Source organism: Flavobacterium sufflavum (genome assembly GCF_004016525.1).
Classification (GTDB): Bacteria; Bacteroidota; Bacteroidia; order Flavobacteriales; family Flavobacteriaceae; genus Flavobacterium; species Flavobacterium sufflavum.
Window position 1 is genome coordinate 311488 of the sequence record NZ_SACJ01000001.1, and the last position, 24218, is coordinate 335705.

A 24218-nucleotide genomic window follows, 5' to 3' on the forward strand; every position below is an offset into this window, starting at 1 on the left:
TGAAAATACTATACTATTTTGACACAAAATGCCGTAATTTTGTATCTCAATGTCATAAATGAAAAAAAAGGCTATTCCTGTCGTCCAAACAGTAGCCTAGTTTTTGTTGAAGTTTATCAGTTTACTACCGATTGTAAATCTGAATGTTGTTTGTTCTTTGAAATAAGACTCTGTAAGTTTGATGATTCCTAGTCATCATTCCATATTATTAATTTAATAACCAAATCGCATGAAAGAATTCGAAATTGCGCCACCTGGTTATAAATTTGTTTTTTCCAAATACAGAACTGTAAAAGGAAAAAGAATTTATAAAGCCGACGGTGGAACTTATAGATTCCTTGTGAAAATCTAAATTCCAGTCGTAAATTAAAAAAGGTATACAGGTCTTTCAAAGATGCTGTTAGATTGTTAAACCCAAGACTCTACTAATCGGTGTAGGGTTTTGGTTTTTTTTATTACCTCTAACTTGTTTATAGCAAAACAAAAAAGACATTTAAAAAATGATTTTGAAACCATTTTTATGACATTAATGTTAAATATAAACCTTAAATTTAAGTCTTTTCGACAAGACAAAAATACATTAAAAACTACGATTTGCAACGATTAATATAAGAAATCGTTGCAAATTTAATGCTTAAATTTAATAACGTGCGCACCAATTCCTTCTCATGTCTTGATTTTATTGACCTTACAACGCTCTCAGGCGCGCGGGAACGTTTATGTGTATATATGTGTTTTGTTGATTTTAGTCGTAAAAATCACTCTTTTTCTGGTTGATATACGCTAATAAACTTTAATAAACTTTAATAAAAACGTCATAAAACTAATAAAAACGACCGCCCTAAATTGACGTTCAAAAACTAATTCTTTTAACGGTTTTAATTTATTAACTATTTGAGTTAATAATATCCCCAGCTCGCGATAGCATCTTCTCTCGTCCTAAAATAGATTTACCACTTATTTTTAGTCCTGTTAATGGTTTTCAACGATAGGCTTTTTAAATTTTTCCATCTTTAAATAAAACCTGAAAAAAACCAGGAACGGTTTCCTCACGATTCCAATCGCGCTGTAACTCACAAAGCAATTGGTTTACCGAAATGAGTTGAGCCCCCGCCTGCTCTATTCTTCGCAATGCAATGTTATGCGCTTCAGCTGAAGTCCCGCCAACAGCATCAGCAACAGGATAAACCTCAAAACCTTCTTTTAAAGCATCCAGTGTGGGAAACGTTAAGCAGGCTTCTGTCCAGAGTGCGGCCATGATTAGTTTTTTCCTTCCTGTCGCCTTTACAGCCTCATAAAATTCCTTGTCTTCCCAGGCATTAATACTGGTACGGTCATAAGAAGCGGTATCGGCTAAAACTTCTTTTAAAGGAGCAATCGTATCCTTATTTCTACCCGTTTGGACATTTACAGTTGATAAAATTACAGGGATATCAAACACTTTTGCCGTTTGGGCCAAGCGTACAATTTGCTCCACTAAATGGGTCTGATCCATCGATTTGATTGAGGATACCTGAATGGGTTGATAGTCAATAATAATAAGTGCTGCATTTTCAGGACTTAGCAAATGATCGTTTTTGGGGTCTCGAATAGGTGATATACTGCTCATAGTAATAGTAAAAAAGGTTAAATTGATTAATTATAAGAAATTGAATCCATGAAAACTACCATCAACGATGCGTTTCCATTCCGGATGTCTTTTGATGTAAGCAAACACTAACGGACAAAGAGGGATGAGTTTGTAATTGTTGTCTTCAATATAAGTTAATGTTTTTTCAATTACAGCTGTAGCCGCGCCTTTTCCTTCCAATTCGGGTTCTACTTCGGTATGAATTAAAGCAATAACATTAGGTTGTTCTTTGTAAACGATAAAGGCTTTATGTCCTTCAACAGTAATTTCAAACTGCTGCTCTTGTTCGTTTTTGACAAGAGGAATATTTTCGAATTCTGGTTTCATGCTCAGATTATTAGATTGCTAAATAGTTATTAGACAAAAAACAACAACTTATTGGTTAGCTTGCTGCTTTGAATCGATCTTTATATATCATATTTTGTTTAACAAATTTACGATTCTGAAAAAAGAAACATCTTAATCTATGTTAAGAAGATAAAGCAAATCATGTTTTAACCTTATTCAAATAAAAAAATGTGAAATCAAACGAATTCGATTCCACATTTTCACATTTAAAACTATTATTTTAATCTTACCAGAACTTCACGTACAAAGCAGCGATAATTAATAATGTAAGAATGATTAATACTGTTGTTTGTGGTTTTACCTTAAACATTTCAGTATCTAGTTCAAAAGCTTTAGGATTTACTTTTGGTCCAGCAAAACTGATTCCAATCATAAGCAGCATTGTAAACAAGAATGATAATCCCATACAAATGTGGAATGGAATCTCAAAACCACCTTTACCATTTGGCCAAGCTGTGTATAAGAAAGTTTCGTTTCCAAACATTGCCGGTGCAAATTCGTTGAATAAAACTGATAATAAGAAACCTGCTATAACCCCAACAATAGCTGCTGTTCCAGTTGTTCTTTTCCAGAACATACCTAAGAAAAACATAGCAAAAACCCCAGGGCTAATAAATCCTGTATACTTTTGGATATAAGTAAATCCTCCTACTCCACCAATTCCTAGCAAATCATTCCAGGTAAACAATACAGCAAGAACCATAGAAGCAAAAACGGCATATCTACCAATGTTTACCTGAGCTCTGTCTGAAGCACCTTTTTGAATGTATTTTTTATGAACGTCTAAAGTATAGATAGTAGAAATACTGTTCACTTTACCTGCTAACGAAGCCACAATAGCTGCAGTCAAAGCAGCAACTGATAATCCTTTTAATCCTGTTGGCAAGAAAGTCAACATCGCTGAATAAGCTCCGTCTTTTCCTCCAACTAATTGAGGTAAATGTCCTCCTTCGTATAAAACATAAGCAGCAATACCAGGTAACATTACAATTACAGGCATTAATAATTTCAACATACCTGCAAACAAAATTCCTGTACGAGCCGTTTGTAAATCAGCTCCCAAAGCTCTTTGAGTGATATATTGGTTACATCCCCAATAGTTTAAGTTGATAATCCAAATACCCGCTAAATAAGATAACATCCCAGGGAAAGTAAGGTATTTATCGATTTCTAATTGAGAAGAAGTAGCTGTTGGTCTTGGAATAATCATTTTGAAATGCTCCGGTGCTTTTTCCATCAATACTTTGAATCCTGCAATAGCATCCTGGCCAACACCGAAATATTGTCCCACTGTTGTTAAAGCGATATAAGAAGTAACTAAACCTCCAATAATCAATACTGCAACCTGAATAACATCAGTATAAGCTACCACTTTCATACCTCCAAGAGAGATAATTAAAGCAAATACTGCTAATCCTAACATAATAACATGAAGGTATTCTCCTCCCGCTAATCCATTAATGGCAACAGCTCCTAAATATAAAATTGAAGTTAAGTTTACAAAAACATACAAAAACAACCAGAAAACAGCCATAATCAAAGCCGTTGAATCATTGTAACGTGTTTTCAAGAATTGAGGCATGGTATAAATCTTGTTTTTCAAATAAACAGGAATAAACCAAACTGCCACTATAATTAACGCAATTGCAGCAACCCACTCATAAGCGGCAACAGCAATTCCTAAGAAGAATCCTTCTCCACTCATTCCAATAAACTGCTCAGCAGAAATATTAGAAGCAATAAGTGAAGCTCCAATAGCCCACCATGTTAATGTCCCTTCTGCCAAGAAATACGCTTTGGCGTCGTGTTCGTTTTTTTCGCGCTTGCGATAGATAATATATCCGTAGATTGAGACTACTAAAAAGTAGATGATGAATACTGCATAATCTGCAAATCCGAGACTTGAGCTCATAGTTTTTATTTAAAATTAATAATTGGTTTAACAGTCATTCCCAATGAATGCCTAGCTTCTGATTTTTTGTTCCCATTTCCAAGCACTTTCCATAGCTTGTTCCAGGCTTAATTGGGTTTTCCAGCCCAGTACTTTATTGGCTTTATCCGTATTGGCGTAAGCCAAAGTAACATCACCTTCTCTTCTGTCAACGATTTGGTAAGCTAATTTTTTGCCGCTTACTTTTTCGAAAGCATTGATCACTTCTAATACTGAACTTCCTACTCCAGTTCCCAGATTAAAAGTTTCTACTTTTTCTTCGTTCTTCTTATTCAATAATCGTTGCAAAGCAATAACGTGTGCTTTAGCTAAATCCACTACGTGAATGTAATCGCGAATACAAGTTCCGTCCGGCGTTGGATAATCATTACCATAAACCATTAATTCTTTACGCAAACCAATTCCTGTTTGCGTAATAAATGGTACTAAATTTTGCGGAACACCTATTGGCAATTCACCTATTTCAACAGATGGATGAGCACCAATCGGGTTAAAATAACGCAACAAAATAGCATTGATACCACTTACTTTAGCCACATCGGTAATAATTTCCTCTCCTATTTGTTTGGTATTTCCATAAGGAGACATTGCAGGTTGGATTGCTGAATTTTCGTTGATGGGCATTGTTTCGGCTTGACCATAAACCGTACAAGAAGAACTGAATATAAAATTAGCATCCTCTTTTTTCTCTAATTCCTGAAGTAAATACACCAACGAATTGATGTTGTTTTCGTAATACAACAAAGGATTCCCCACACTCTCTCCTACTGCCTTTGAAGCTGCAAAATGAATCACTCCATTTACATCCGAATGGCGTTTGAAAAAATCCTGAACCACCGATTTCTCTCTTAAATCCAGTTTTTCAAAAAGTGGTTTTTTCCCTGTTATAGCTTCAATTCCTTTTAAAACGTCTTCAGATGAATTTGATAAATTATCAATAACAACCACCTCAAAACCTTCGTTTTGTAGTTCGACTACTGTATGTGAACCTATGAAACCTAAACCTCCCGTAACAAGTATTTTCATGATTTGTTTTTTTAAATATCAGTTTAGTTATTTTTGTTTGTAATGTACCTCAGATAAGTTTCTCAACATTTCGGCACTCTTCTCTGGCGTAATATCTCTTTGAGATTCCCCCATCATCTCATAACCTACCATAAATTTTTTCACTGAAGCCGAACGCAACAATGGTGGGTAAAAATGCATGTGAAATTGCCATTCCGGATGCTCTTCACCATCTGTTGGAGCCTGGTGAATTCCTGAAGAATAAGGGAATGAGGTTTCGAAAAGATTGTCGTATTTTGTTGTTAATTGTTTCAAAATAACAGCAAAAGCAGCTACCTCATCTTCAGTAAAATCCGTGATTTTAGTAATATGACGTTTGCTAACAATCATGGTTTCAAAAGGCCAGATTGCCCAAAAAGGAACAATTGCAGCAAAATGATCGTTCTCAACAACCACACGCTCTTTTACTTTTAATTCTTCTTTTAGATAATCCTGCAAAAGATTAGTACCATTTTTTTCAAAATAGGCTTTCAAATTGTTTTGGGTTTTCTCCACCTGTGTTGGCAATGAAGACTGAGCCCAGATTTGTCCGTGTGGATGCGGATTACTACATCCCATTACACTTCCTTTATTTTCAAAAATTTGTACGTGATTGATGTAATCAACATTACCTAAATCAGTGTATTCTTTTTGCCAGGTATGAATAATATTCACGATACCATCCACATCCATTTCCGGTAAAGTCAAATCATGTCTTGGTGAAAAACAAACCACTCTTGAAATTCCTCTTTCAGGCTGTGCCTTGAAGAAACTTCCTTCTTCATTTCCTCCAAAATCAATTGGTTCCTGTTTAAGCGCAGCAAAGTCATTTTCGAAAACAAAACTGCTTTCGTAAGCCGGATTTACTTCGCCATTAGCACGAACATTTCCAGCACATAAATAACATTCCGGATCATATTCTGGCAATGCAACAGTATTTACCGCTTCTTTTTGTCCTTGCCAAGGTCTTTTTGAACGATGTGGTGAAACTAAAACCCATTCATTAATCAAAGGATTATATCTTCTATGCGGATCTTCGTTGATATCAAACTTTCTCATAGTCATTATTTAGTGTATAGTGATGTTCCGTTACTTACTTTAACGTCATAAATTTTCAATTCGATTCCGAAAGCTTCGGTATATAATTTCGAAAATTTATCTTTGATTTGTTGTTCCTGTCCTTTTTTAACCAGGTTGATGGTGCAGCCTCCAAAACCGCCACCCATTAATCTAGAACCGATAACTGCAGTTTCTTCTTTAGCCAAATCTACTAATAAATCCAGCTCTTCGCAGCTTACTTCATAATCTTTAGACAAGCCATCATGAGTAGCAAACATCAGTTCGCCTAACAATTCAATTTTTCCATTGTCTAATGCTTCACAAGCCTGGATAACACGGTTGATTTCTTTTACTACAAAAAGAGAACGTCTAAAAACGTCGTGACTCATTTTGTCTTTCAAATCAATTATGGTTTGTTCCGTACAATCTCTAAAGCTTTTTATCTCAGGGAAATTTGCTTTAACAATTGCAATTCCTTCTTCACACTGCTGTCTTCTTTCGTTGTAAGCCGAAGTCATCAATGAGTGTTTTACATTCGAATCAAACAAAATCAATGAATAATCGCTGAAATTAGCATCGTGGTAAGTGTACTCTAAAGTGCGGCAATCAATCTTGATTACTTTATCTTCCAGTCCCATCACACTTGAAAACTGATCCATAATTCCGCATTTGATTCCCACCCAATGCTCGGCTTTTTGTCCTAACAAGGCAATATCAATTGGTTTGATATTCAAGTTGAATAAATCGTTCATTCCAAATAAGAATCCACATTCTAAAGCCGCAGAAGAAGACAATCCGGAACCCACAGGAATATTACTACTGAAAACACAGTTTACACCTTCCAATTGAAATCCGTTTATTTTTAACTGGTTGATTACCCCTCTAATATAATTAGTCCAATCGTTATCGTCTAATTTTACCTCAGCCGTAACATCAATTTCAAAAGAATCATTCAGGTCTAAAGCAATTACTTTAGAAGTATTGGTGTTGTTTTTTGCAAAAGCAAAACAAATAATCTTATCGATAGCAGCAGGCAAAACATAACCGTCATTGTAATCGATATGCTCCCCGATGATGTTGATTCTCCCTGGAGAAAGCACTATTTTTGTTGGCTCAGAACCAAAAGTTTCCTTAAAATAGCTTGTTGTTTTATTAATTAAAATATCATTCATTGGTTAGAAATTGAAGTAGTATTAGATTTTATAGTGATTCAAATTTATAAGTCGTTTTATGCCCGTAAATAGCGTCTTTCTTCAAAATGGCACTTGGAAAATTAGCGTGATTTGGAGCATCCGGAAAATTTTGGGTTTCAAAACAAATTCCGCTTAAGGCGTGATAAGTTGCATTTTCTTTCCCTTTTAAGTCAGGACCACAATTTCCGCCTACATAGATATGAACCCCAGGCTGATCTGTGTAAACATCCATTTTTAAATTAGTCGCAGGACTAAAAAGTGTAGCTTTCACTTCATCATTATTCTCCACTACAAAAGTGTTGTCGATAGTTGCAGGACATTTTTTTGCCGTTCTATAATCGAATACAGTATTGGCAACTTCCAGAATATTTCCTGTTGGAATACAATCTTCTCTGGTTTCAACTACTTTTTGCGCATGAACAATTAAATCCTGCCCAGAAACATCCGATTTGTGCCCGTCAAGATTAAAATAACTGTGATGTGTTAAATTGATAATAGTATCTTCGGTAGTGGTAGCTTTGTATTCGATAATCAATTCGTTTTCCTCAGATAAAGTATAAGTCAAACTTACCGAAAGTTCTCCCGGATAATTCTCTTCATTAGCAGTGCTAACATAGCTCAACGTAATCGATGGATTTTCGCCAGTTGTTACCGCATCTACATTCCAGTTTTTTTTGCTAAAATTAGCAATCCCACCGTGTAAAGAATTAGGCCCATTATTTATAGCCAATTGGTAACTTTTTCCATTAAGCTCAAATTTTCCTTCGTTAATTCTCCCTGCATAACGCCCCACAGTAGCTCCCATATAAGGAGAACCATCTAATTGAAAGGATTTCTCATAGCCTTCAACAGTATCAAATCCTAAAACCACATCTACAATTTCGCCGCTCTTCAACGGAATTTTCAATGCTGTAACGGTAGCTCCAAAAGGAATTACTTTAAGCTGTGCACCATTTTTATTGGTTAACTCATAAAAAGAAGTAACAGCAGACTCTAAATGGGATAAATTATTTTCAGAAGTAGACATAATGTGGTTTATTTTTCATTTATTTGATTTCGATAGCAAAAATAGAAATAAACCTCATTAAACTATACCACTACCTACCAGTTTTTAAAAATAGCCACTAGATAAATAATTTATATACAATCTATTGCTATTATTCTGTAAGCAACACCACTATACCGTGTTTAGGAATTTTAAATTTCATTCCCTTCTTTATTTCCCTCAACTTTTTATGCTGCCACAAATCCCGTATTTCTGTCGACTTTTTAAGACCTACTAATTCTGGTTTTAAAACAAAATTGACAGCGTTTCCGCCACGGTTCATCACAGCAATAGCTTTACCATCCTGTCCATTTTTACCCAGTAATTTTTCCCAAACCTCTATACTTCCTTCTTTGAATATTCTTCTGCCCTGATAAAATCCTTTGTCTTGATTTAACGCAATTACTTCTTTATTGGTCAGAATTTCTATAGTTTCTTTAGACATGTTTCTAAGGTCGTTCCCCGCTAACAGAGGAGAATTAAGCATACACCACATAGAAAAATGAGTCTTATCTTCATCATAACTCATACCCCTACCTACCTGTAGCATATCCATATCATTATAATGCCCGGCTGATGCGTATTTATACAAATCGGCATTCAAATCTATGATTTTAAGAATGGAAGAGAATTTCTCTCTGATATCGGAGGATATCCTCCAGGAATCAGCCTTATCTATTGCCCATTCGCCGGGAAACTGCCATCGGCAAATATTAAAAACCAAATCTTTATTGATAATCTTAACAGCATTAATAATCTTGGTATATTCAGCTTTTTCGTTGAGTTTCATTCTTTCACCACCACACCAGTCTACTTTTAGAAAATCATATCCCCATGTATTAAAAAAAGTATTGCAATCCTGATCTATATGCCCATAAATACCAACTCCAATACCTTTTTCATCTTTATCATGAATAGAACCACAGGTATTTATTCCAGCATCAGTATAGATTCCTGCCTTAAGTTTTTTACTATGAATATAATCTGCCAAAGCTTTCATCCCTGATGGAAATTTAGCACTATTAGGATAGAGATTTCCTGAAGAATCCCTGCCTCCAAAATAACCGTCATCAATATTAATATAGCGATAACCTGCATCATATAATCCAGAACTAATCATTGCATCAGCCTGTTCTTTAATTATATCTTCATTGATATTAACACGAAAATTGTTCCAGCTACTCCAACCCATTATTGGCGGCTTAGCTTCCTGAGCGCAAAGAATACCGTTTACAAGTAAAACTGTAATCCATTTAACTATCGAAAATTTATTATTTGAAATCATTTATTGAGTTGGTTTATTGGTTATTAGTTAATTATTTTTTATTCTAAAATTAAAACATTAAATCCAAAATTATACATAAAACCAAACCAACAACACCAGTACCTAAGGTTATTTTAAAAAGCTACTAGACAAACTAAAACTAAAACAAAAAGCATAAATGAATGACTCCATTTATGCCTCGTTTAATAATATAGTACCTTTCTAATACTTATTTTTTTTCTAAAAAAACAAATATAAATACATCAAATTGACTTTTATATTTAAAATGTAAATGTATTCATAGACTTTCCTTTTAATTGTAATGAAACCTGTTTGTCATTTACAGCCAATGTAACAAGCTTAGTTTCTTCATCTTTATTCATAACCATTAAAACAATTTCTCCATTTGGGTTTACAAAAGCCAAATGATCTTTTCCACCAGAAGTTTCAAGCCTGTAAGCTCCGGGCAATACATAATGACTTAAATGCTTCATTAAATAATATTCAGGATTATAGCTTACTTTTTTTGTTTCCTTATCAATAGTTATCATAGCATTTTGTTTCCATCCCCATGTACTTGCTCCAGATGGATCCAATACCATATTCCAATACATATAACTATTTGCTCCATTTGTCAAATAGGTATTGATTAATGACCATGTATATTCAGCCGATTTCCAGTTTCTGTCTCCATTTCCACATTCAGACTCTGTTTGCATGATAGGCATATTTGGAAACTCTTTATTGATAGTAGCAATAGCATTTTTAGCATCCCATTGCACTCCAAGTCCCTTAATATATTTAGAAGCTTCCTTGTCATTCAATATAGTACGGGTATAATTCGGATCTCCAGAATTAACTGTACCCAACCAAAGATCAGCTTTGGTAGCCGATTTTTGAAACTGAGGCCCCAAAAACTTACCAATAAAATAAGCTAAATCGTCAGGTCGCCATGTACAACTTTGCCAATGAGGTTGATAAATAGGTTCATTTTGCACCATAACCGACGAAATATCAATACCTTCTTTCTCATATGCCTCGACAAATTTTGAAAAATACAATGCATAAGCTTGTAAATACCTATTTTCCATTTTAAAAGCTGTTGCATTATTTCTAATAGCCTGCCCCTCATTCATAGTCTTATCGCCATTATAGGATCCCATAGCGTAATGATTGTTAACTTTCATCCACAATGGAGGAGACCATGGTGACGCCCATATTTGTAAATTAGGCTTAATGGCCATAGCCGATTTTATATATGGAATAAGAATGTATCGATCTCTATCAATACTGAAATTTTTCATTTCAAAATCCTCAGGAACATCGTTATAAGAATAATAATTAAATGAATAGTCATTAGAGCCTAATGGAATTCTACACAAAGAGAAATTCACACCTTCAGCTGAAAATAAATCGGTAATAATAGTATTTCTTGTTTTTTGATCCACAGCCTGCAAAACTTCCCAACCTAATTCATTAAAACAAGCTCCAAATCCGTCCATTTTTTGCAGCTTTTTGTCAGGATAAATAGCAATATCAGCTTTTTCGCTTGATTTCTTAAAACTTAAATCTGTACCTTTTTTCCATGGTTCTTTTTCAGTAGTATACTTCCAAGTTACTTTCTGAGCATTGACTCCGAATGTAATTAATAAAACTAAAAACAGCATCGTAATATTTTTCCCCACCATTAATTGATTTTTAAATTAATATCTAAAGTAAAAATAGAAAGAAACTTCATCGATACAGACCGGATCCTACCGGTTTTTTAAAATAGCCACTAGATTAATTAAAATGAAACAATCTAGCAATTACATACTATGCTATTTACCTTTAATCGTTTTCAATTTAATAATTGCGGTTTCCAAACCTGGCGAAGTAACTTCAAAATTAATAGCTCCAGATTTCTTTGTGCTTTTAATAATCACTATCGCACGTCCGTGCCATGCTTTACGGGTATTGGCCGCATACAAATCGGTATCTTTTAAATTAGCATTATCAACACCTACTATAACTCCGGGACCTGAAACATTAAATTTAAGTTGGTTTGCTGCATTTGGATTCAAAACACCTTTATCATCTGTAATCTCAACCGTTATATAAGATAAATCCTGACCATCGGCAGCTATTTCTTTACGGTCGGCAGTCAATTTTATTTTAGTTGGTTGTTGGGCTGTTTGTAACAAAACCGATTCTACTTCCTTATTATTTTCTATACCTACTGCTCTCAATTTTCCACTAGCAAACGGAATTGCAAAAGTTGCTTTAAACTCCTGACTCAAACCCGTTTCTTTTTCACCAATAACCTTATCATTCAGGTAGAGTCTTACTTTAGGATATTTCGAATATACTTCTACTTCAATATTTTTTCCTTCCTGACCTGGCCAGGTCCAACTTTCCCATGTAGGCCAAACTGCCCAGGAAGTCAATTTAATTGCTCCACTTTCGGGATTGGGCTCGCGTACTGCCATATAAATTTTCTCATTATTGTTATACAACATACTTCGATAATGAGAAATGGGTTTTCTCCATCCTGTTAAATCCACATCACCACAATAAGCCCCATGCCAAGGATATAAATTCGCTTCCCAATGTTCGCCAGCCGGTTCACCCGGATACACATAACGACCAATACCTGATTCCCCTAAATAATCCATGGCTGTCCATACAAAATCGCCTATGATATAATTGTGTTTCTGCACCAGATTCCAATTGGCAAAAGCATCTTTAGGATAAGACTCCGTTTGCACAATAATTCGCGAAGGCACTCTGGCATGATCGGATTCAGCATGATGCAACTGATAATTATATCCTGCCACATCGTGTGCCGCCATTAACGGATCAAAAATCTCCCATGACTTATCCCAAGTGGTCATCGCCGAAGTTACCGGGCGTGTCACATCTATATTTCGCACAGCATTAGCCAGCATCTTTGCCGTTTCAACCGCTGCCGGTTCTTTTCTTTCAATAATTTCATTACCAATACTCCACATAATAATGGAAGGATGGTTTCTATCGCGCAAAACCATAGATTCTACATCGTGTTTCCACCATTTATCAAAAATACTGGCGTAATCATAGGTAGTTTTTTGTGTTCTCCATCCATCAAAAGCTTCATCTATCACCAACATTCCCAATCGGTCACAGGCATCTAAAAAAACTTCCGAAGGAGGATTATGCGATGTTCTTAGCGCATTGAATCCCGCAGCTTTTAACAATTCTACTTTCCTTACTTCGGCACGGTCATAAGCTGCAGCTCCTAAAGCTCCGTTATCATGATGCACACAACCTCCGTTTAACTCTATCTTTTTGCCGTTTAACACAAATCCTTTTTCGGGAGTAAACTCAATAGTTCTAATTCCAAAATTCTTTGTAATCTCATCTACAATCTTAGCCTCTTTTTTGACTGTTAATTTTGCTTGATACATATTAGGCGTTTCTAGCGACCACAACACAGGATTTTTAACCGTTATATTTTGAGTTACTTCTTTTTCTTCATTCGATTGCAATTCGATTTTAGTATCAGCACTGACTACTCCTCTTCCTTTTTTATCTGTAATATTCGTTGAAAGCAAAATACTTTGAGGACTGACTGTTTCGTTTTTCACGATAGTCTTAACTTGAACTATTGCATTCGAATTATTTACTTCCGGCGTACTGATAGCAACTCCCCAGTTTTTTATATGAATAGGATTTTTCACCTTCAACCATACATGACGATAAATCCCTGAACCACTGTACCATCTGCTATTTTTTTGTTTCGAATTATCTACTTTAACAGCAATGGTATTCTGTTGTCCAAATTTTAAATAAGATGTCAAATCATATTCAAAAGAAGTATAACCATAAGGCTGAATCCCTACTGATTTCCCATTCACAAAAATCTCAGCGTTCATATAAACCCCTTCAAAATAGATGGCTACTTTTTGGTTTTTCCATTCAGCAGGTACGGAAAATGCTTTTCTATACCATCCAATTCCCATTGGAAAAAATCCGCCATCGCCAGCACTTGGATTATTTCGTTCTGATTTCCCTTCAATACTCCAATCGTGTGGCAAATCTAATTTTCTCCAATTCTTATCGTCTAAATTTTCCGAACTATTCTCAGGTGAATCTCCCAATTCAAATTTCCAATCCGCATTGAAATTTTGATTTCCTTCAAAATCACTCTTCTTTTCCGTCTGAGCTGAAACACAATTCAGTGTCAACAAACTAAGTAAAAATAAAGATGCTACAAATTGTATACTTTTCATCATTGCTTTTTGGTAATTAATTTAGTTAGTAATAACTGTTTCGAAATTATATTCTCCAGATTCCACTTTAAAAACAGCCTTATTATTTTCTATATTCAAAAATTTGATTCCGTTCTTTTTTCCAATTATCGTTACATCACTTTGTTTTAAAGCTGGTAGATAAAGTGTTGCGTTTGTATTGGCAGGCACAACAAAACGGAACTCATATTTGCCATTTTTTGCTTCCCAACTACTTTCAATACGTCCGTACATCGAATCATAATATCCATTTGCAAAAGTCATTTGTCCGGTAGTATCTGGTTCTGGTTGCAAAACGAAATGTTTAAATCCAGGTGCATTATCGTCTCGTAGAATTCCTAACGAATAATTATACATCCATGCTCCTACCGCTCCAAAAGCGTAATGATTAAACGAATTCATATTATTATTTCCTCCAAATCCGTCTTTATGTGTATATGAATTTAATCGTTCCCAAATAGTCGTGGCTCCCTGGGTGACAGGATACAACCACGAAGGATACGATTTATTTTGTAATAATTGATAGGCAACATTCGAATATCCATTATCCGAAAGTGCTTTATTCACCCATGCAGTACCAATAAATCCTGTCATTAATGAATAGGGCGGACAAACAACACCTTGATCTGTTTTATTTTCTCTTTGTATGGAAGCCACAAACGGCTTTATAGCCAAATCTGAATTCTCTTTATTCAAAATAGCAAAGGCAAAAGGCAACACATAAGACGTTTGTGTATCTACAATTTTACCTCTAAAAGACGTTTTCCCTGTTGCTTTATCAATGTAGGTTTTATTGAAAAAATCTTTACGCTGTTTGTAATATTCTGAAAAATGTTCCTGATCTTTCTTTTTATCTAATAGCGTTGCCACCTTAGACATAATTTCCAAATCATAAATAAAATAGGCTTCCCAAAATAGTGTTTTTTCGTTTTTTGAATCTTCTAAACTCAGCCAATCTCCTAGTGATCCCCAGGTATTTCTTTCTTTTTCTTTGAAAACACCAGTTTGCTTATCAATATCGGCTATAAGGTAATTGACATAATTTTTCATAGCCTCATAATGCTCTTCTAACAAACTTGTATCTCCATATTGCAAATAGTTTTCCCAGGCAACTGTAATCCCTGCACTTCCCCACATGGTTTCTCCAAATCCAACACCTATAGGAGCTACATCCGGAAAACGTCCATCTTCCCTTTGTATATCCCGCATCGCCAGCATGTGTCTTTTCAGAAATTGTTTCACATCTGATAAATGAACTGCAGTTCTAGAAAAAACCGAAATATCGCCACTCCATCCCAAACGTTCATTGCGCTGCGGACAATCGGTAGGTATCGATAGAAAATTTCCATAGGTTGACCAGGTAATATTTTCCCATAATTTATTTACCAAAGGATTTGAGGTTTGGTAATGAGAAGACAATTGATGAATAGAACTCAATACCGTTCCTTTAACATCACTTAAGGGTAAAGCTTTTTCTATTCCAGTAATTTCTATATAACGATAGCCGTGAAATGTAAATCGTGGCGTTAGGATTTCGTTACCTCCTTTGGTTACATAAATATCTTGTGACATGGCTGCCCTAACATTTTCAAGCATCAGTAAATCTTCATTTCCTTTATATTCAGGTAAATTAGGATACAAAACTTCGGCATAACGCAATGTGATGGTTTTTCCTTTTTCTATATTGGTCAGCATAATTTTTGGCACGCCTACCATGTTTTGTCCCATATCATAAACAAAAACACCCGGACGAACTTCTGTAACCGATTGAGCCGTTAATTCTTTAATGGGTTTAACGGTTGTACCAAACTGCCCTGTTAATTGAGCATCGGTAAAATTGTTAAAGTGGGGTAGATTAACCGTTCCTTCTGAACTTACAAATCCATTTGTTCCTATGGCTACCGCCTGATTCCAACGGGACGCATCATATCCGGCTGTACTCCAGCCTTCAATTGCTTTTTCTTTTTGTGCATCATAGACTTCACCCTGAAAAAAACTGCTATACTTTACTGGTCCATCATTAAAATACGTCCATGTTTCAGGATTAGTTGTGATAATTTTTTCGCTTCCATCGGTATAAGTAACTACCAGTTTAGCCAGCATCGATTGACGATCACCAAAAAAATTCCAGTTATCACCAACAAATGTGCTACCGCCACTCCACCAGCCTTCTCCGAGAATGGCTCCCAAAACATTGTTTCCTTCGCGGATATTTGCCGTTACATCATAGGTTTGGTACAAATGGGTTTTATTGTATTGTGTTAGCCCCGGATTAAAATAATCGTCTCCTATTTTTTCCCCATTTAAATAAACATCATAAATACCACGTGCCGTAACATACAATCGCGCTTTACTTATTTTAGGAGAATCGATTCCGAATACGGTACGCAACATTGGCATGGAATTCTGACTTGGATTAGCCAAAACAAAAGCTCCATTATTTCCTCCCGTTACAGCATAGCTATTATTTTCAACAGTTACTTCTTTAAATGAGGAGAATATACCTGGAGTATTACCATTATCAGAAAAAATCACATTCGAAGGACTTCGGTAATTTTTAATTTCAATTTTAGAAAATTGCGCTTTTTCTCCTTTAGACACTAAAAAACCAATATCGCCCACTACAGGAAAAGCTATAAAATCGCCTCCAGCTCCTAATGGATTTAGATTGAGATTAGCTACCAGATTTTCCTTTAAGTTCCTATCGATATAAATTTTAGTAACTCCCAAACAGCTTTGAAGACTTACAGTATGCGGATTATACTTGTTGTCTTTATTAATAATCGAATTCGGAATAGGAAAACTTTTAAAAGGAGTTTCTTTTTTATCATTTGGATAATAACCTACCCGATAAATATTCAGCTTTGCTTTTCCATCTGAATTCAAAGAGGCAATATCTAATTCAACCTGAATATAACTTTCACCGTTCTTGTTTTCCAGTTTGTACTGATTTTTATTTCGATCCATTAATCTTTGATCATTAGCACCATAAATTAAAGATGCTTTGGTCGATTGTAACTTTTGATCCAACTGTATCGTACTATTAATAATAAAAACTGGAAGATATTGGGAATGCAAAACCATATCATTGGCATTACCACCAATCCATTTTGCTCCATACCATGCAGTTGTTTCTTTATCTGAATCCAAATTCGTCACCATTTTAGGATTCAATAAACCAGTTTCAAACCAAGACTTTGCGGAATATTTTTTCCCTTTTTGATCCCAAACACTAACTGTCCAATTGTACAAAGTTGTGGGCATAAAGTTTTCGCCTTTGTATTTAATGTTAATGGATTCTCCATTTTTTACTTTTCCGGTATTCCAAACCTCATTCCCCTGATTATTGGTTACAATAATTTGGTAGGCATTTTGGTAATAGCCTCTGTTTTTGCTTGATGTTTCCATTTGCCAACTAAAAACGGGCTGAGGCACATCAAGACCTATAGGAGTTACTGCATTTTCTACCTTGAGGTTCGTGATTTGGATATCAGCTCCAAAAACAAATGCAGGCATAGCCAGAAATAAGAAAAAAAATAATTTAAAGGATTTCATTAAATATATGAATTAGAATACTGGTTATAAATGCTTTTTTAAAAACATGAAATTCAAAGCTATGTATTAAATCCAGTTTTCAACACCAGTTCCCACCAGTTTTTCAAATGAAGCCACTAGATAAAAAAACAAAGCATACATAAAAATCCAACATTCTTTCGAATTTCAGAGACTCTATTTATGCTCCGCTGCTTGATAAGTTTAACAACTTAGATAATAAATCAACAAATTTTTTTTTTCATATTGTTTGGCTTAGTGTGTTTTTTATTAGGCATCAAAGTCATCAAAATTACTGCTTTTGAGTCCCAGGATGCACAAGCTTTACACCGCTGGCCCTTGTTGGAACAGCCAAAGGCAAACGAATCCATTTTTCATTTATCCAAATATTTCCATCTAGATTATAACTCCAAGCCACAATCATCGTATTTTCATCTATCAAGCTGTATTTAATAGGTGAATTTTTTCCACTTAGACTAGGGTGTAGCACATGCTTTATGATGTGCTCCACTAAAGTACTGTCTGATTCTATTTCGTAAGATCCATATTGTGCAATTGTTGTTTCATTAGGCCAAGTTACAAACGTGTAATAGGTGCCATCAGCATTAATTACTTTGTAGTTTCCTGTTACTATTTTTATAGATTCGCCATTAATAAGTGTTTTTTCGTCTATTAGCCGCCAAATTCCAACAATTGATTTTGAAACAGGAATATGGTTTTGTTCTGTCTGCGCCGATAATGTTGCAGAAAAAACAACAATCAATAATGTAAAAATGTGCTTCATAATAAGTTTTTTTTGGTTCCTAAAAATTATAATTTGTTCATTTGGTTTTTCTAAAAGTATGAAATTCAAAACCATACCTTTAATTAAATTTTCAACAGCAGTTCCTACCAGTTTTTAAAAATTACTACTAGAAAAACAAGGCATAAATAAATTACTCCATTTATGCCTTGTTTACACACACCCTATTTATCTTATTCTATAATTAATTACTAGGCAATCCATCAGCTTTCATTCCTTGTAATATTAATGCATTCATCATATAAAGAAAATCACTACCATCATCTTCCCAAGATCCATTCACCCCATAAGGCCAGAAATGTGTATTATCTCCTTTTACTACTGCATTAGGATCATTTGTCATCATTTGCAAAATTTCATTAGCTCTCTTACCATGCCATGTACCTGAATACATTAGTTCCCAATATTTGGAATGTTGCCCAATACCTACTGTATGAGCCATTTCGTGCATTGCTGTTCCTGCTTTTTGATAAGCTGCATTAGAACCTACATTAATCCAACCAGCAAAATTAGCATCGGCAGTAGGTGTACCCGGTGAGTAATTTACAGTTACATGTTTAACAATTGATGTGAAATTATTATAATATGTTGTTGCCAAATCAAATGCTGCTTTTATTCGATTGACAGTTGCAGCATCAGCCCCATTTTGATTAAATGAATAAGTAAAATTTCCTTTTTTTATAGTACTAATAACAAATTCTTCTCCATATAAAACACCATTCGTTGTTACTGCATATGGTCTAACGTAATATAAAGTTTCAGGGGTTAAATTAGTAATACGTTGTTTAAATTTATTCTCAACAGTACTTCTGGCTATTTTATTATTTGCAACAGTAGGCTCTTTTACAGTATTATACACCAATCCTATTTCCTGGATAGCTAAATCCCCGTGTTCTTTCAACTCTACATCAAAAAATAAATCCTGCGCACCAGCAACTTTAATTGCTCCTAAAACCAATAATGGAGAAGCTAAATCTTTAGTCTTAAAACTAATTTGATTACCATAGGCAACCCCTTTTTTATTTACCGCATAGGCTCGGGCATAATAAACGGTTCCTCCTTCCAGATTAGTAAGCTCTGCTTTGAATTCACCAGTACCCTTAACAACACTTGCAATACTTTTTGACCCTTCATAGTTTGGATTAGCTATTGTTCCATAACACACTCCACGTTCTACAACACTAGTCCCTCCATTATTCTCAAGTATCCCCCAAACTAAAGCTTGCCTTGCTGCAATATCTTCGGCTTCATTTGTTTTTAAAGTTGCCAAGACTCCAACATTATCTGGTTCTTTAACAATTGTGTCATCAGAAGCATTTCCTGAAGAACAGGAAGAAATAACTAGAAGTAACAACAGTAATAAATCAAAACATTTTCTCATACTTTTATTTTTGTTAATTATTATAAAAATCTAAATCCCATTTATCAAACCATTTTAAAATTGGCTTTCCCTTATCAAATTGAATGGGAAGCCAAACATAAGTCCCGTCAATCGGGTTATCCGGTTTCCATCGATCTGCCATAAAAATAAATTGACCTTTTTTCCCCTGAACAGGCAAAACATAAGTACTTTGTGAATGAAATGTAAGAGCAGCATCTTTCCCAACGCACGGATTTTCGAGAGATTCCCAAAGTCCCCATATTGATTTTGAACTAAACGAACGTGCCTCATTCGGATCCCAACCCGTACAACCAGAAGTAATCATATAATAAACACCATCTTGTTTAAAAACAGCTGGTGCTTCATTATGCCCTGCTGGTGCCACTCTTGTCCATTTTTCTGTGAAGTCTAAATAATCATCGGAAAGTTCAGACATGTGAAGTGTCAAATTATCTTCTGCTGCGTGTATCAGATAGGCTTTATCGTTGTCATCAACATACACAGTCATATCTCTGGACATTTGTCCTTTTTCAAAATCCCTACGAACAAGCATTCCGTTTTTAATCGCCTCCAGCCATTCTGGTGTCCATGACTTTAATTGATGCTCTCCAATTGATGCGGATTTAAATTTATCATCAAAATTCATTGGCCAGACTCCTTTATTGGGACGATAGGATTTTATATATTTAAAAGGACCTTTAGGATTATCACTTATGGCAACAGCTGCCCTGGCGGCATCATAACCCTGACCTTTTAACTCTAGATGGAACCACATTACATATTTGCCTGTCTTTTTATTAAAGGCGACTTTCGGACGTTCTATAATACAGCCTTTGGTTATCTCCGAATTAGGATTATTTTCAACCCTTAAAACAATGCCATCATTAGTCCAATTGTACAAATCTTTTGACGAATAACAACTAACTCCCTGCAAGGATGTATTTCCCCCACGACCGGCAGTCTTATACTCTCCGTACCAATAATAAACTCCATTCACAAAAATAATACCTCCACCATGAGCATTAATATGCACACCATTAGTGTCTTTCCATTCTTTTCCGGGAATGAAAGAATCGTTCTGACTAAAAATGAAAGAGGATACTAAACTTAAAACTATTGAAAATATTAATTTCATTCTACTTCTTTTTTTGATAAACCCTGATATAATCTATCACATATTTTGAAGGGAAACTGGCATTTGTGAAATCGCCACCATTCATCCCTCCTACTGCCAGATTCACTAATAAATAATGAGGTTGCTGGAATGGAATTATCTTTTGATTTGCCCTTAGCATGGTTTCTTTTACACTAGTTTCATTTAACAATTGGTCATCAACATATAATTTAATCGAATAGGCATCCCATTCCATCCTCCAAATATGGAATTTATCAGCCCAGGAATCCTCTTTAAAATCACTCAACATCGCCGTCGCACTATCCCACTCTGTATCTGGTTTATCAGATTTCCACGCCACATTGGCCAATATTTTCCCCATATAATATTCCATAATATCAATCTCGCCATTAGCTGGCCAATTTCCCTTTACACCCAAAGTCCAAAATGCCGGCCACATTCCTTTTCCAACAGGAATTTTAGCTCGCATTTCGAATCGGCCGTATTGCCAGGAATGTTTCCCCCTAGTAATTAAACAGGAAGAAGTTATCTTTATAGAATCTCTATTTTTGGTCCAATCATGATGGTCTTTAGACACAAAATCCGGATTAGCCTTGCTTTCTTTTCTGGCTTCAATAATTAAAAAACCATCTTTACAAAAGGCATTTTCTTTTTGATACCACTGATTTTCCAGATTCCTTACAAACCCTGTTTCATAATTCCAATTCTTTTCATCCGGAGCACCATTAACATTAAATTCATCATTCCAAACTAATTTATAATCCTTATTCTTAAAAGGTTTTTCTTTGTTTGTAACACAACCGGAGATGAGTATCAATACAAAACAAAAAAATAAGAATTGGGAATAATTTTTTCTTTCCATTTAGAGCATAATTAGTTATTACACCTATTTTCACAGGTGTTTTTAGGTTCTTTTTCAGTATAATTTGGGTTTAAACGAAATTTTATTCAACTAAAAACTCATCATTTTTATCATTGATTAACAGGATTTCAAACTTTACTAATCCCGTAATTGATAACCGAAAGTTTTAAAAAGACAAAAAAGAAAGCAGCACAATAACTTCTGTTATTGTGCTGCTTCTATTGCTTATTCTTATTGTTTAACCAATTTAAAAGAGTTAATTTTTAAATGCCTACCTGTAGATGAAGTCATTACAGCCGAAGTAGTCACTACCCCTACTGAAACCTGAGTATCAGCTGATAAAGTAAAACTCAAGGTTCTTATAAGAGGAGTTACATTTTTCGCTCTTTCCCACTTCAAAGTACTAGCAGCAGTCTCAACTAAAGCAACATCAGGTAATGTATTTCCGATTGCCACTACAAAATATCCTTTATCATTTGCATCAGCAGCATAACTGGTAGCATTTATGTTTATTGTATAAGTATAAGTCCCTGCTGGCAATGTCATTGTTTGATAAATTTTACCATTATTAATAGCAGGCTGTCCCCAGCCACTTTCGAAACTAAAATACAAAGCATCTAATCCTCCATAATTTACACTTGAAACAATATGACTTTTTGCAGCATCATTAACAACCCAATCAGTAGGTACTCCCCATCTTGCTCCATCATAAGTCAACCTTGTAAATGGGTAATAAAAATTATTCAAATATTGTATTTCATTATCAGTAACAGTTGTAGTAACCGACTCAAAAACATCAATACTCGTTGGATTTGGTCTGAATAAAGTTTTATAAGTAAACGCAGAACCTAACTTAAAGTCAGCAATATCTAATCTGGACTGAGCTATAGGCAGTTGAACTTTAGCAGTTACATTAGCTGTAGTTGTATAAGTTACTTCAGTTGCATAAGCACCAGTTGACAAATCCATTGAAGCAAAATTAATAGTTGTCAATTTTGGCGAAAAATACTTAGAAGCTATAGGTCTATTATACAATGAGGTTTGATAACGATCTCCGTAAACCGTACCCACCTTATAAACAGGAATTGATTTATTGCCTAATTTATCAAAAGTACGCACCTCAAAGTTATGTACATTCTCCACTAAATTATTAATAACAACATTCAGCTCATCAACTCCTTGCGTTCTGGCAATCGGTACTACTACAGAATCTGCTCTGTTATCCCAATATATTCTACATTCGGCAATTTTTGGATCTGAAATAAAAAGTCCCTTAATCTGAACTCTATTTTTACCTGAATAGATATGCAAAGAATCTATTTTTCCCGTATATGATACTTCCCCATCTTTTATAAAGTCTTTATAACCTTCATCCATGGAAGTACAAGAACTTATTACCCCAGCTACAATCACAAGAGCAAAAGCATGTACAAAATATTTTTTTATTGTATTCATAATAATACCTTTTTTATTGTTAAACATCGTTAGTTAGGATTACCATATACCTGGATTTCTCCAATTGCCATAGTTCCAATTCCTGCCCAATTTTTAAGTGACTTAATTCTCAAATAGCGAACTTTAGGAGCTGTTACGTCAAATTCCCAACTAAAACCAGCCAATGCTGTTTGATAATCTTCATTCGATTGTTGACCATAAGGAAGTCCGGATGGTTTAGTTGCATTATAAGTTCCTAGTTTAACCCAAGTACCATCTAAACTTCCATCAGGATTAGGACTGGCCGAACCATAAATTTCAAACTCTTTTAAATCCCCTATATAGTAATACGATCTTCCTAAGTAATACTCCGGATAATCCCAAATAACTATTCGACTCATTTTTGCCAATATCCCTGTATCAATTGTAACAACATGTTGTCCTATTACAGAACCATCTGTCAAGAAAACTTTTGGCCAGTTTTGCAATTCACCATCCCACATTCCCGCAGGAACAGCCGTAGCATGTGTTTTAGTATCCCCCGGTAATGGAAAATGTTTGTATCCTGATTTTGGGATTGACAACTCTAAAAGAGGTTTGATAGTTGTAAACAAAGTATCAGTAGTATTCAGCCATCTGTCTCTTACGGTAATAGCATAATTATGTTCTGTCACACTATATCCTCTAAGTGTTTTAGAAACTAAATCAGTCGAGGTATAAATACTTTTAGTATCAACAACCCAGTCTCCCAGATTATTTTTTTCCATAACCAAAATAGAAACATCCTCACGATTTGGATTAGTAGCATCAACACGAATACCTCCAAAAGCTGCCTTAACATCAAGACTTCTGAAAACATTCCAAATAGGAGATTCTAAAGGATGTATTTTTACCACTACCGGTGTTGACTCAGTAGCACTTCTATTAACACTATACAACTTAACATCATACTCGCCTGCATTAGCAAAGCCCTCAATCTCTAAAGAGTTGTTGTAATAAGAAGACTTTACTTCCATTTTCTTGCCGCTTGCAAGAGTATATTCTGCCTTTATGTATAACAAATCCTGATTAGAAGGCAAAGTATAGGTAATTTTTGCCTTGCCAGGTAAATTCTGCACAGTCACATTCTCAACCTGAGCAGGAGGAGTTGAATTACTCTCCAACGGTTCCAGATTATTTTGATCACAACTAATAACTAATGAAGCCACTGTAATTGTGAAAATACTTCTCAATATTATTTTCCATTTCAT

At 34.9% G+C, this 24218-nt stretch carries 18 protein-coding genes; 1 reads left to right on the forward strand and 17 read right to left on the reverse strand.

What is annotated here, in order from left to right:
- The first annotated feature begins 229 nt into the window (after nt 1-229).
- Complete coding sequence (locus EOD40_RS18270; protein ID WP_262707518.1) at nt 230-352, forward strand: hypothetical protein; 123 nt, start codon at nt 230-232, stop codon at nt 350-352.
- Between the two features lie 645 nt (nt 353-997).
- Here the strand turns inward: EOD40_RS18270 and EOD40_RS01110 are convergent.
- The 17 genes from EOD40_RS01110 to EOD40_RS01190 all read right to left on the reverse strand — a co-directional run bounded on the left by EOD40_RS01110 (nt 998) and on the right by EOD40_RS01190 (nt 24218).
- On the reverse strand, nt 998-1609 hold the full coding sequence (locus EOD40_RS01110; protein WP_128193057.1) for a hydrolase: 612 nt from the start codon (nt 1607-1609) through the stop codon (nt 998-1000).
- A 30-nt stretch (nt 1610-1639) separates the two neighbouring features.
- The gene (locus EOD40_RS01115; protein ID WP_128193058.1) at nt 1640-1957 is read right to left on the reverse strand and encodes a GNAT family N-acetyltransferase; all 318 of its coding nucleotides are present in this window, start codon (nt 1955-1957) and stop codon (nt 1640-1642) included.
- Nucleotides 1958-2204: 247 nt separating this feature from the next.
- Nucleotides 2205-3890, reverse strand: coding sequence for a sodium/sugar symporter (locus EOD40_RS01120; RefSeq protein ID WP_128193059.1), 1686 nt, complete (start codon nt 3888-3890; stop codon nt 2205-2207).
- 51 nt (nt 3891-3941) lie between these two features.
- On the reverse strand, nt 3942-4955 hold the full coding sequence (gene galE / locus EOD40_RS01125; protein ID WP_128193060.1) for a UDP-glucose 4-epimerase GalE: 1014 nt from the start codon (nt 4953-4955) through the stop codon (nt 3942-3944).
- 27 nt (nt 4956-4982) lie between these two features.
- Nucleotides 4983-6032, reverse strand: coding sequence for a UDP-glucose--hexose-1-phosphate uridylyltransferase (locus tag EOD40_RS01130; RefSeq protein ID WP_071186157.1), 1050 nt, complete (start codon nt 6030-6032; stop codon nt 4983-4985).
- Between the two features lie 5 nt (nt 6033-6037).
- Nucleotides 6038-7204 carry a galactokinase gene (gene galK / locus EOD40_RS01135; RefSeq protein WP_128193061.1) on the reverse strand — a complete coding sequence of 389 codons (1167 nt, stop codon included), beginning with the start codon at nt 7202-7204 and terminating at the stop codon, nt 6038-6040.
- A gap of 28 nt (nt 7205-7232) precedes the next feature.
- Nucleotides 7233-8252 (reverse strand): aldose epimerase family protein, encoded by a 1020-nt coding sequence (locus EOD40_RS01140; RefSeq protein ID WP_128193062.1) that lies wholly within the window; start codon nt 8250-8252, stop codon nt 7233-7235.
- A 130-nt stretch (nt 8253-8382) separates the two neighbouring features.
- On the reverse strand, nt 8383-9555 hold the full coding sequence (locus EOD40_RS01145) for a glycoside hydrolase family 27 protein (RefSeq protein WP_128193063.1): 1173 nt from the start codon (nt 9553-9555) through the stop codon (nt 8383-8385).
- 260 nt (nt 9556-9815) lie between these two features.
- Entirely contained in the window at nt 9816-11222 is a 1407-nt protein-coding gene (locus tag EOD40_RS01150; protein ID WP_196781403.1) for a glycoside hydrolase family 30 protein, read from the reverse strand.
- Nucleotides 11223-11354: 132 nt separating this feature from the next.
- Nucleotides 11355-13787, reverse strand: coding sequence for a sugar-binding domain-containing protein (locus EOD40_RS01155; RefSeq protein WP_128193064.1), 2433 nt, complete (start codon nt 13785-13787; stop codon nt 11355-11357).
- An 18-nt stretch (nt 13788-13805) separates the two neighbouring features.
- Nucleotides 13806-17357, reverse strand: coding sequence for a family 78 glycoside hydrolase catalytic domain (locus EOD40_RS01160; protein ID WP_128193065.1), 3552 nt, complete (start codon nt 17355-17357; stop codon nt 13806-13808).
- 289 nt (nt 17358-17646) lie between these two features.
- Complete coding sequence (locus tag EOD40_RS01165; protein WP_164905431.1) at nt 17647-18138, reverse strand: DUF4488 domain-containing protein; 492 nt, start codon at nt 18136-18138, stop codon at nt 17647-17649.
- Nucleotides 18139-18340: 202 nt separating this feature from the next.
- Complete coding sequence (locus EOD40_RS01170) at nt 18341-19537, reverse strand: hypothetical protein (RefSeq protein WP_128193067.1); 1197 nt, start codon at nt 19535-19537, stop codon at nt 18341-18343.
- 13 nt (nt 19538-19550) lie between these two features.
- A complete protein-coding gene (locus tag EOD40_RS01175; protein WP_128193068.1) occupies nt 19551-20672 on the reverse strand; it encodes a glycoside hydrolase family 43 protein in 1122 nt (373 codons plus the stop codon).
- Nucleotide 20673: 1 nt separating this feature from the next.
- Entirely contained in the window at nt 20674-21534 is an 861-nt protein-coding gene (locus EOD40_RS01180) for a glycoside hydrolase family 16 protein (protein ID WP_128193069.1), read from the reverse strand.
- A gap of 231 nt (nt 21535-21765) precedes the next feature.
- On the reverse strand, nt 21766-22989 hold the full coding sequence (locus tag EOD40_RS01185; protein ID WP_164905432.1) for a DUF4998 domain-containing protein: 1224 nt from the start codon (nt 22987-22989) through the stop codon (nt 21766-21768).
- 29 nt (nt 22990-23018) lie between these two features.
- Nucleotides 23019-24218 carry a DUF4959 domain-containing protein gene (locus tag EOD40_RS01190; protein WP_128193071.1) on the reverse strand — a complete coding sequence of 400 codons (1200 nt, stop codon included), beginning with the start codon at nt 24216-24218 and terminating at the stop codon, nt 23019-23021.

Coding starts and splice junctions, on each gene's coding strand:
- EOD40_RS18270 (WP_262707518.1), top strand. CDS start 230: ATGAAAGAATTCGAAATTGCGCCACCTGGTTATAAATTTGTTTTTTCC.
- EOD40_RS01110 (WP_128193057.1), bottom strand. CDS start 1,609: ATGAGCAGTATATCACCTATTCGAGACCCCAAAAACGATCATTTGCTA.
- EOD40_RS01115 (WP_128193058.1), bottom strand. CDS start 1,957: ATGAAACCAGAATTCGAAAATATTCCTCTTGTCAAAAACGAACAAGAG.
- EOD40_RS01120 (WP_128193059.1), bottom strand. CDS start 3,890: ATGAGCTCAAGTCTCGGATTTGCAGATTATGCAGTATTCATCATCTAC.
- galE (WP_128193060.1), bottom strand. CDS start 4,955: ATGAAAATACTTGTTACGGGAGGTTTAGGTTTCATAGGTTCACATACA.
- EOD40_RS01130 (WP_071186157.1), bottom strand. CDS start 6,032: ATGAGAAAGTTTGATATCAACGAAGATCCGCATAGAAGATATAATCCT.
- galK (WP_128193061.1), bottom strand. CDS start 7,204: ATGAATGATATTTTAATTAATAAAACAACAAGCTATTTTAAGGAAACT.
- EOD40_RS01140 (WP_128193062.1), bottom strand. CDS start 8,252: ATGTCTACTTCTGAAAATAATTTATCCCATTTAGAGTCTGCTGTTACT.
- EOD40_RS01145 (WP_128193063.1), bottom strand. CDS start 9,555: ATGATTTCAAATAATAAATTTTCGATAGTTAAATGGATTACAGTTTTA.
- EOD40_RS01150 (WP_196781403.1), bottom strand. CDS start 11,222: ATGGTGGGGAAAAATATTACGATGCTGTTTTTAGTTTTATTAATTACA.
- EOD40_RS01155 (WP_128193064.1), bottom strand. CDS start 13,787: ATGATGAAAAGTATACAATTTGTAGCATCTTTATTTTTACTTAGTTTG.
- EOD40_RS01160 (WP_128193065.1), bottom strand. CDS start 17,357: ATGAAATCCTTTAAATTATTTTTTTTCTTATTTCTGGCTATGCCTGCA.
- EOD40_RS01165 (WP_164905431.1), bottom strand. CDS start 18,138: ATGAAGCACATTTTTACATTATTGATTGTTGTTTTTTCTGCAACATTA.
- EOD40_RS01170 (WP_128193067.1), bottom strand. CDS start 19,537: ATGAGAAAATGTTTTGATTTATTACTGTTGTTACTTCTAGTTATTTCT.
- EOD40_RS01175 (WP_128193068.1), bottom strand. CDS start 20,672: ATGAAATTAATATTTTCAATAGTTTTAAGTTTAGTATCCTCTTTCATT.
- EOD40_RS01180 (WP_128193069.1), bottom strand. CDS start 21,534: ATGGAAAGAAAAAATTATTCCCAATTCTTATTTTTTTGTTTTGTATTG.
- EOD40_RS01185 (WP_164905432.1), bottom strand. CDS start 22,989: ATGAATACAATAAAAAAATATTTTGTACATGCTTTTGCTCTTGTGATT.
- EOD40_RS01190 (WP_128193071.1), bottom strand. CDS start 24,218: ATGAAATGGAAAATAATATTGAGAAGTATTTTCACAATTACAGTGGCT.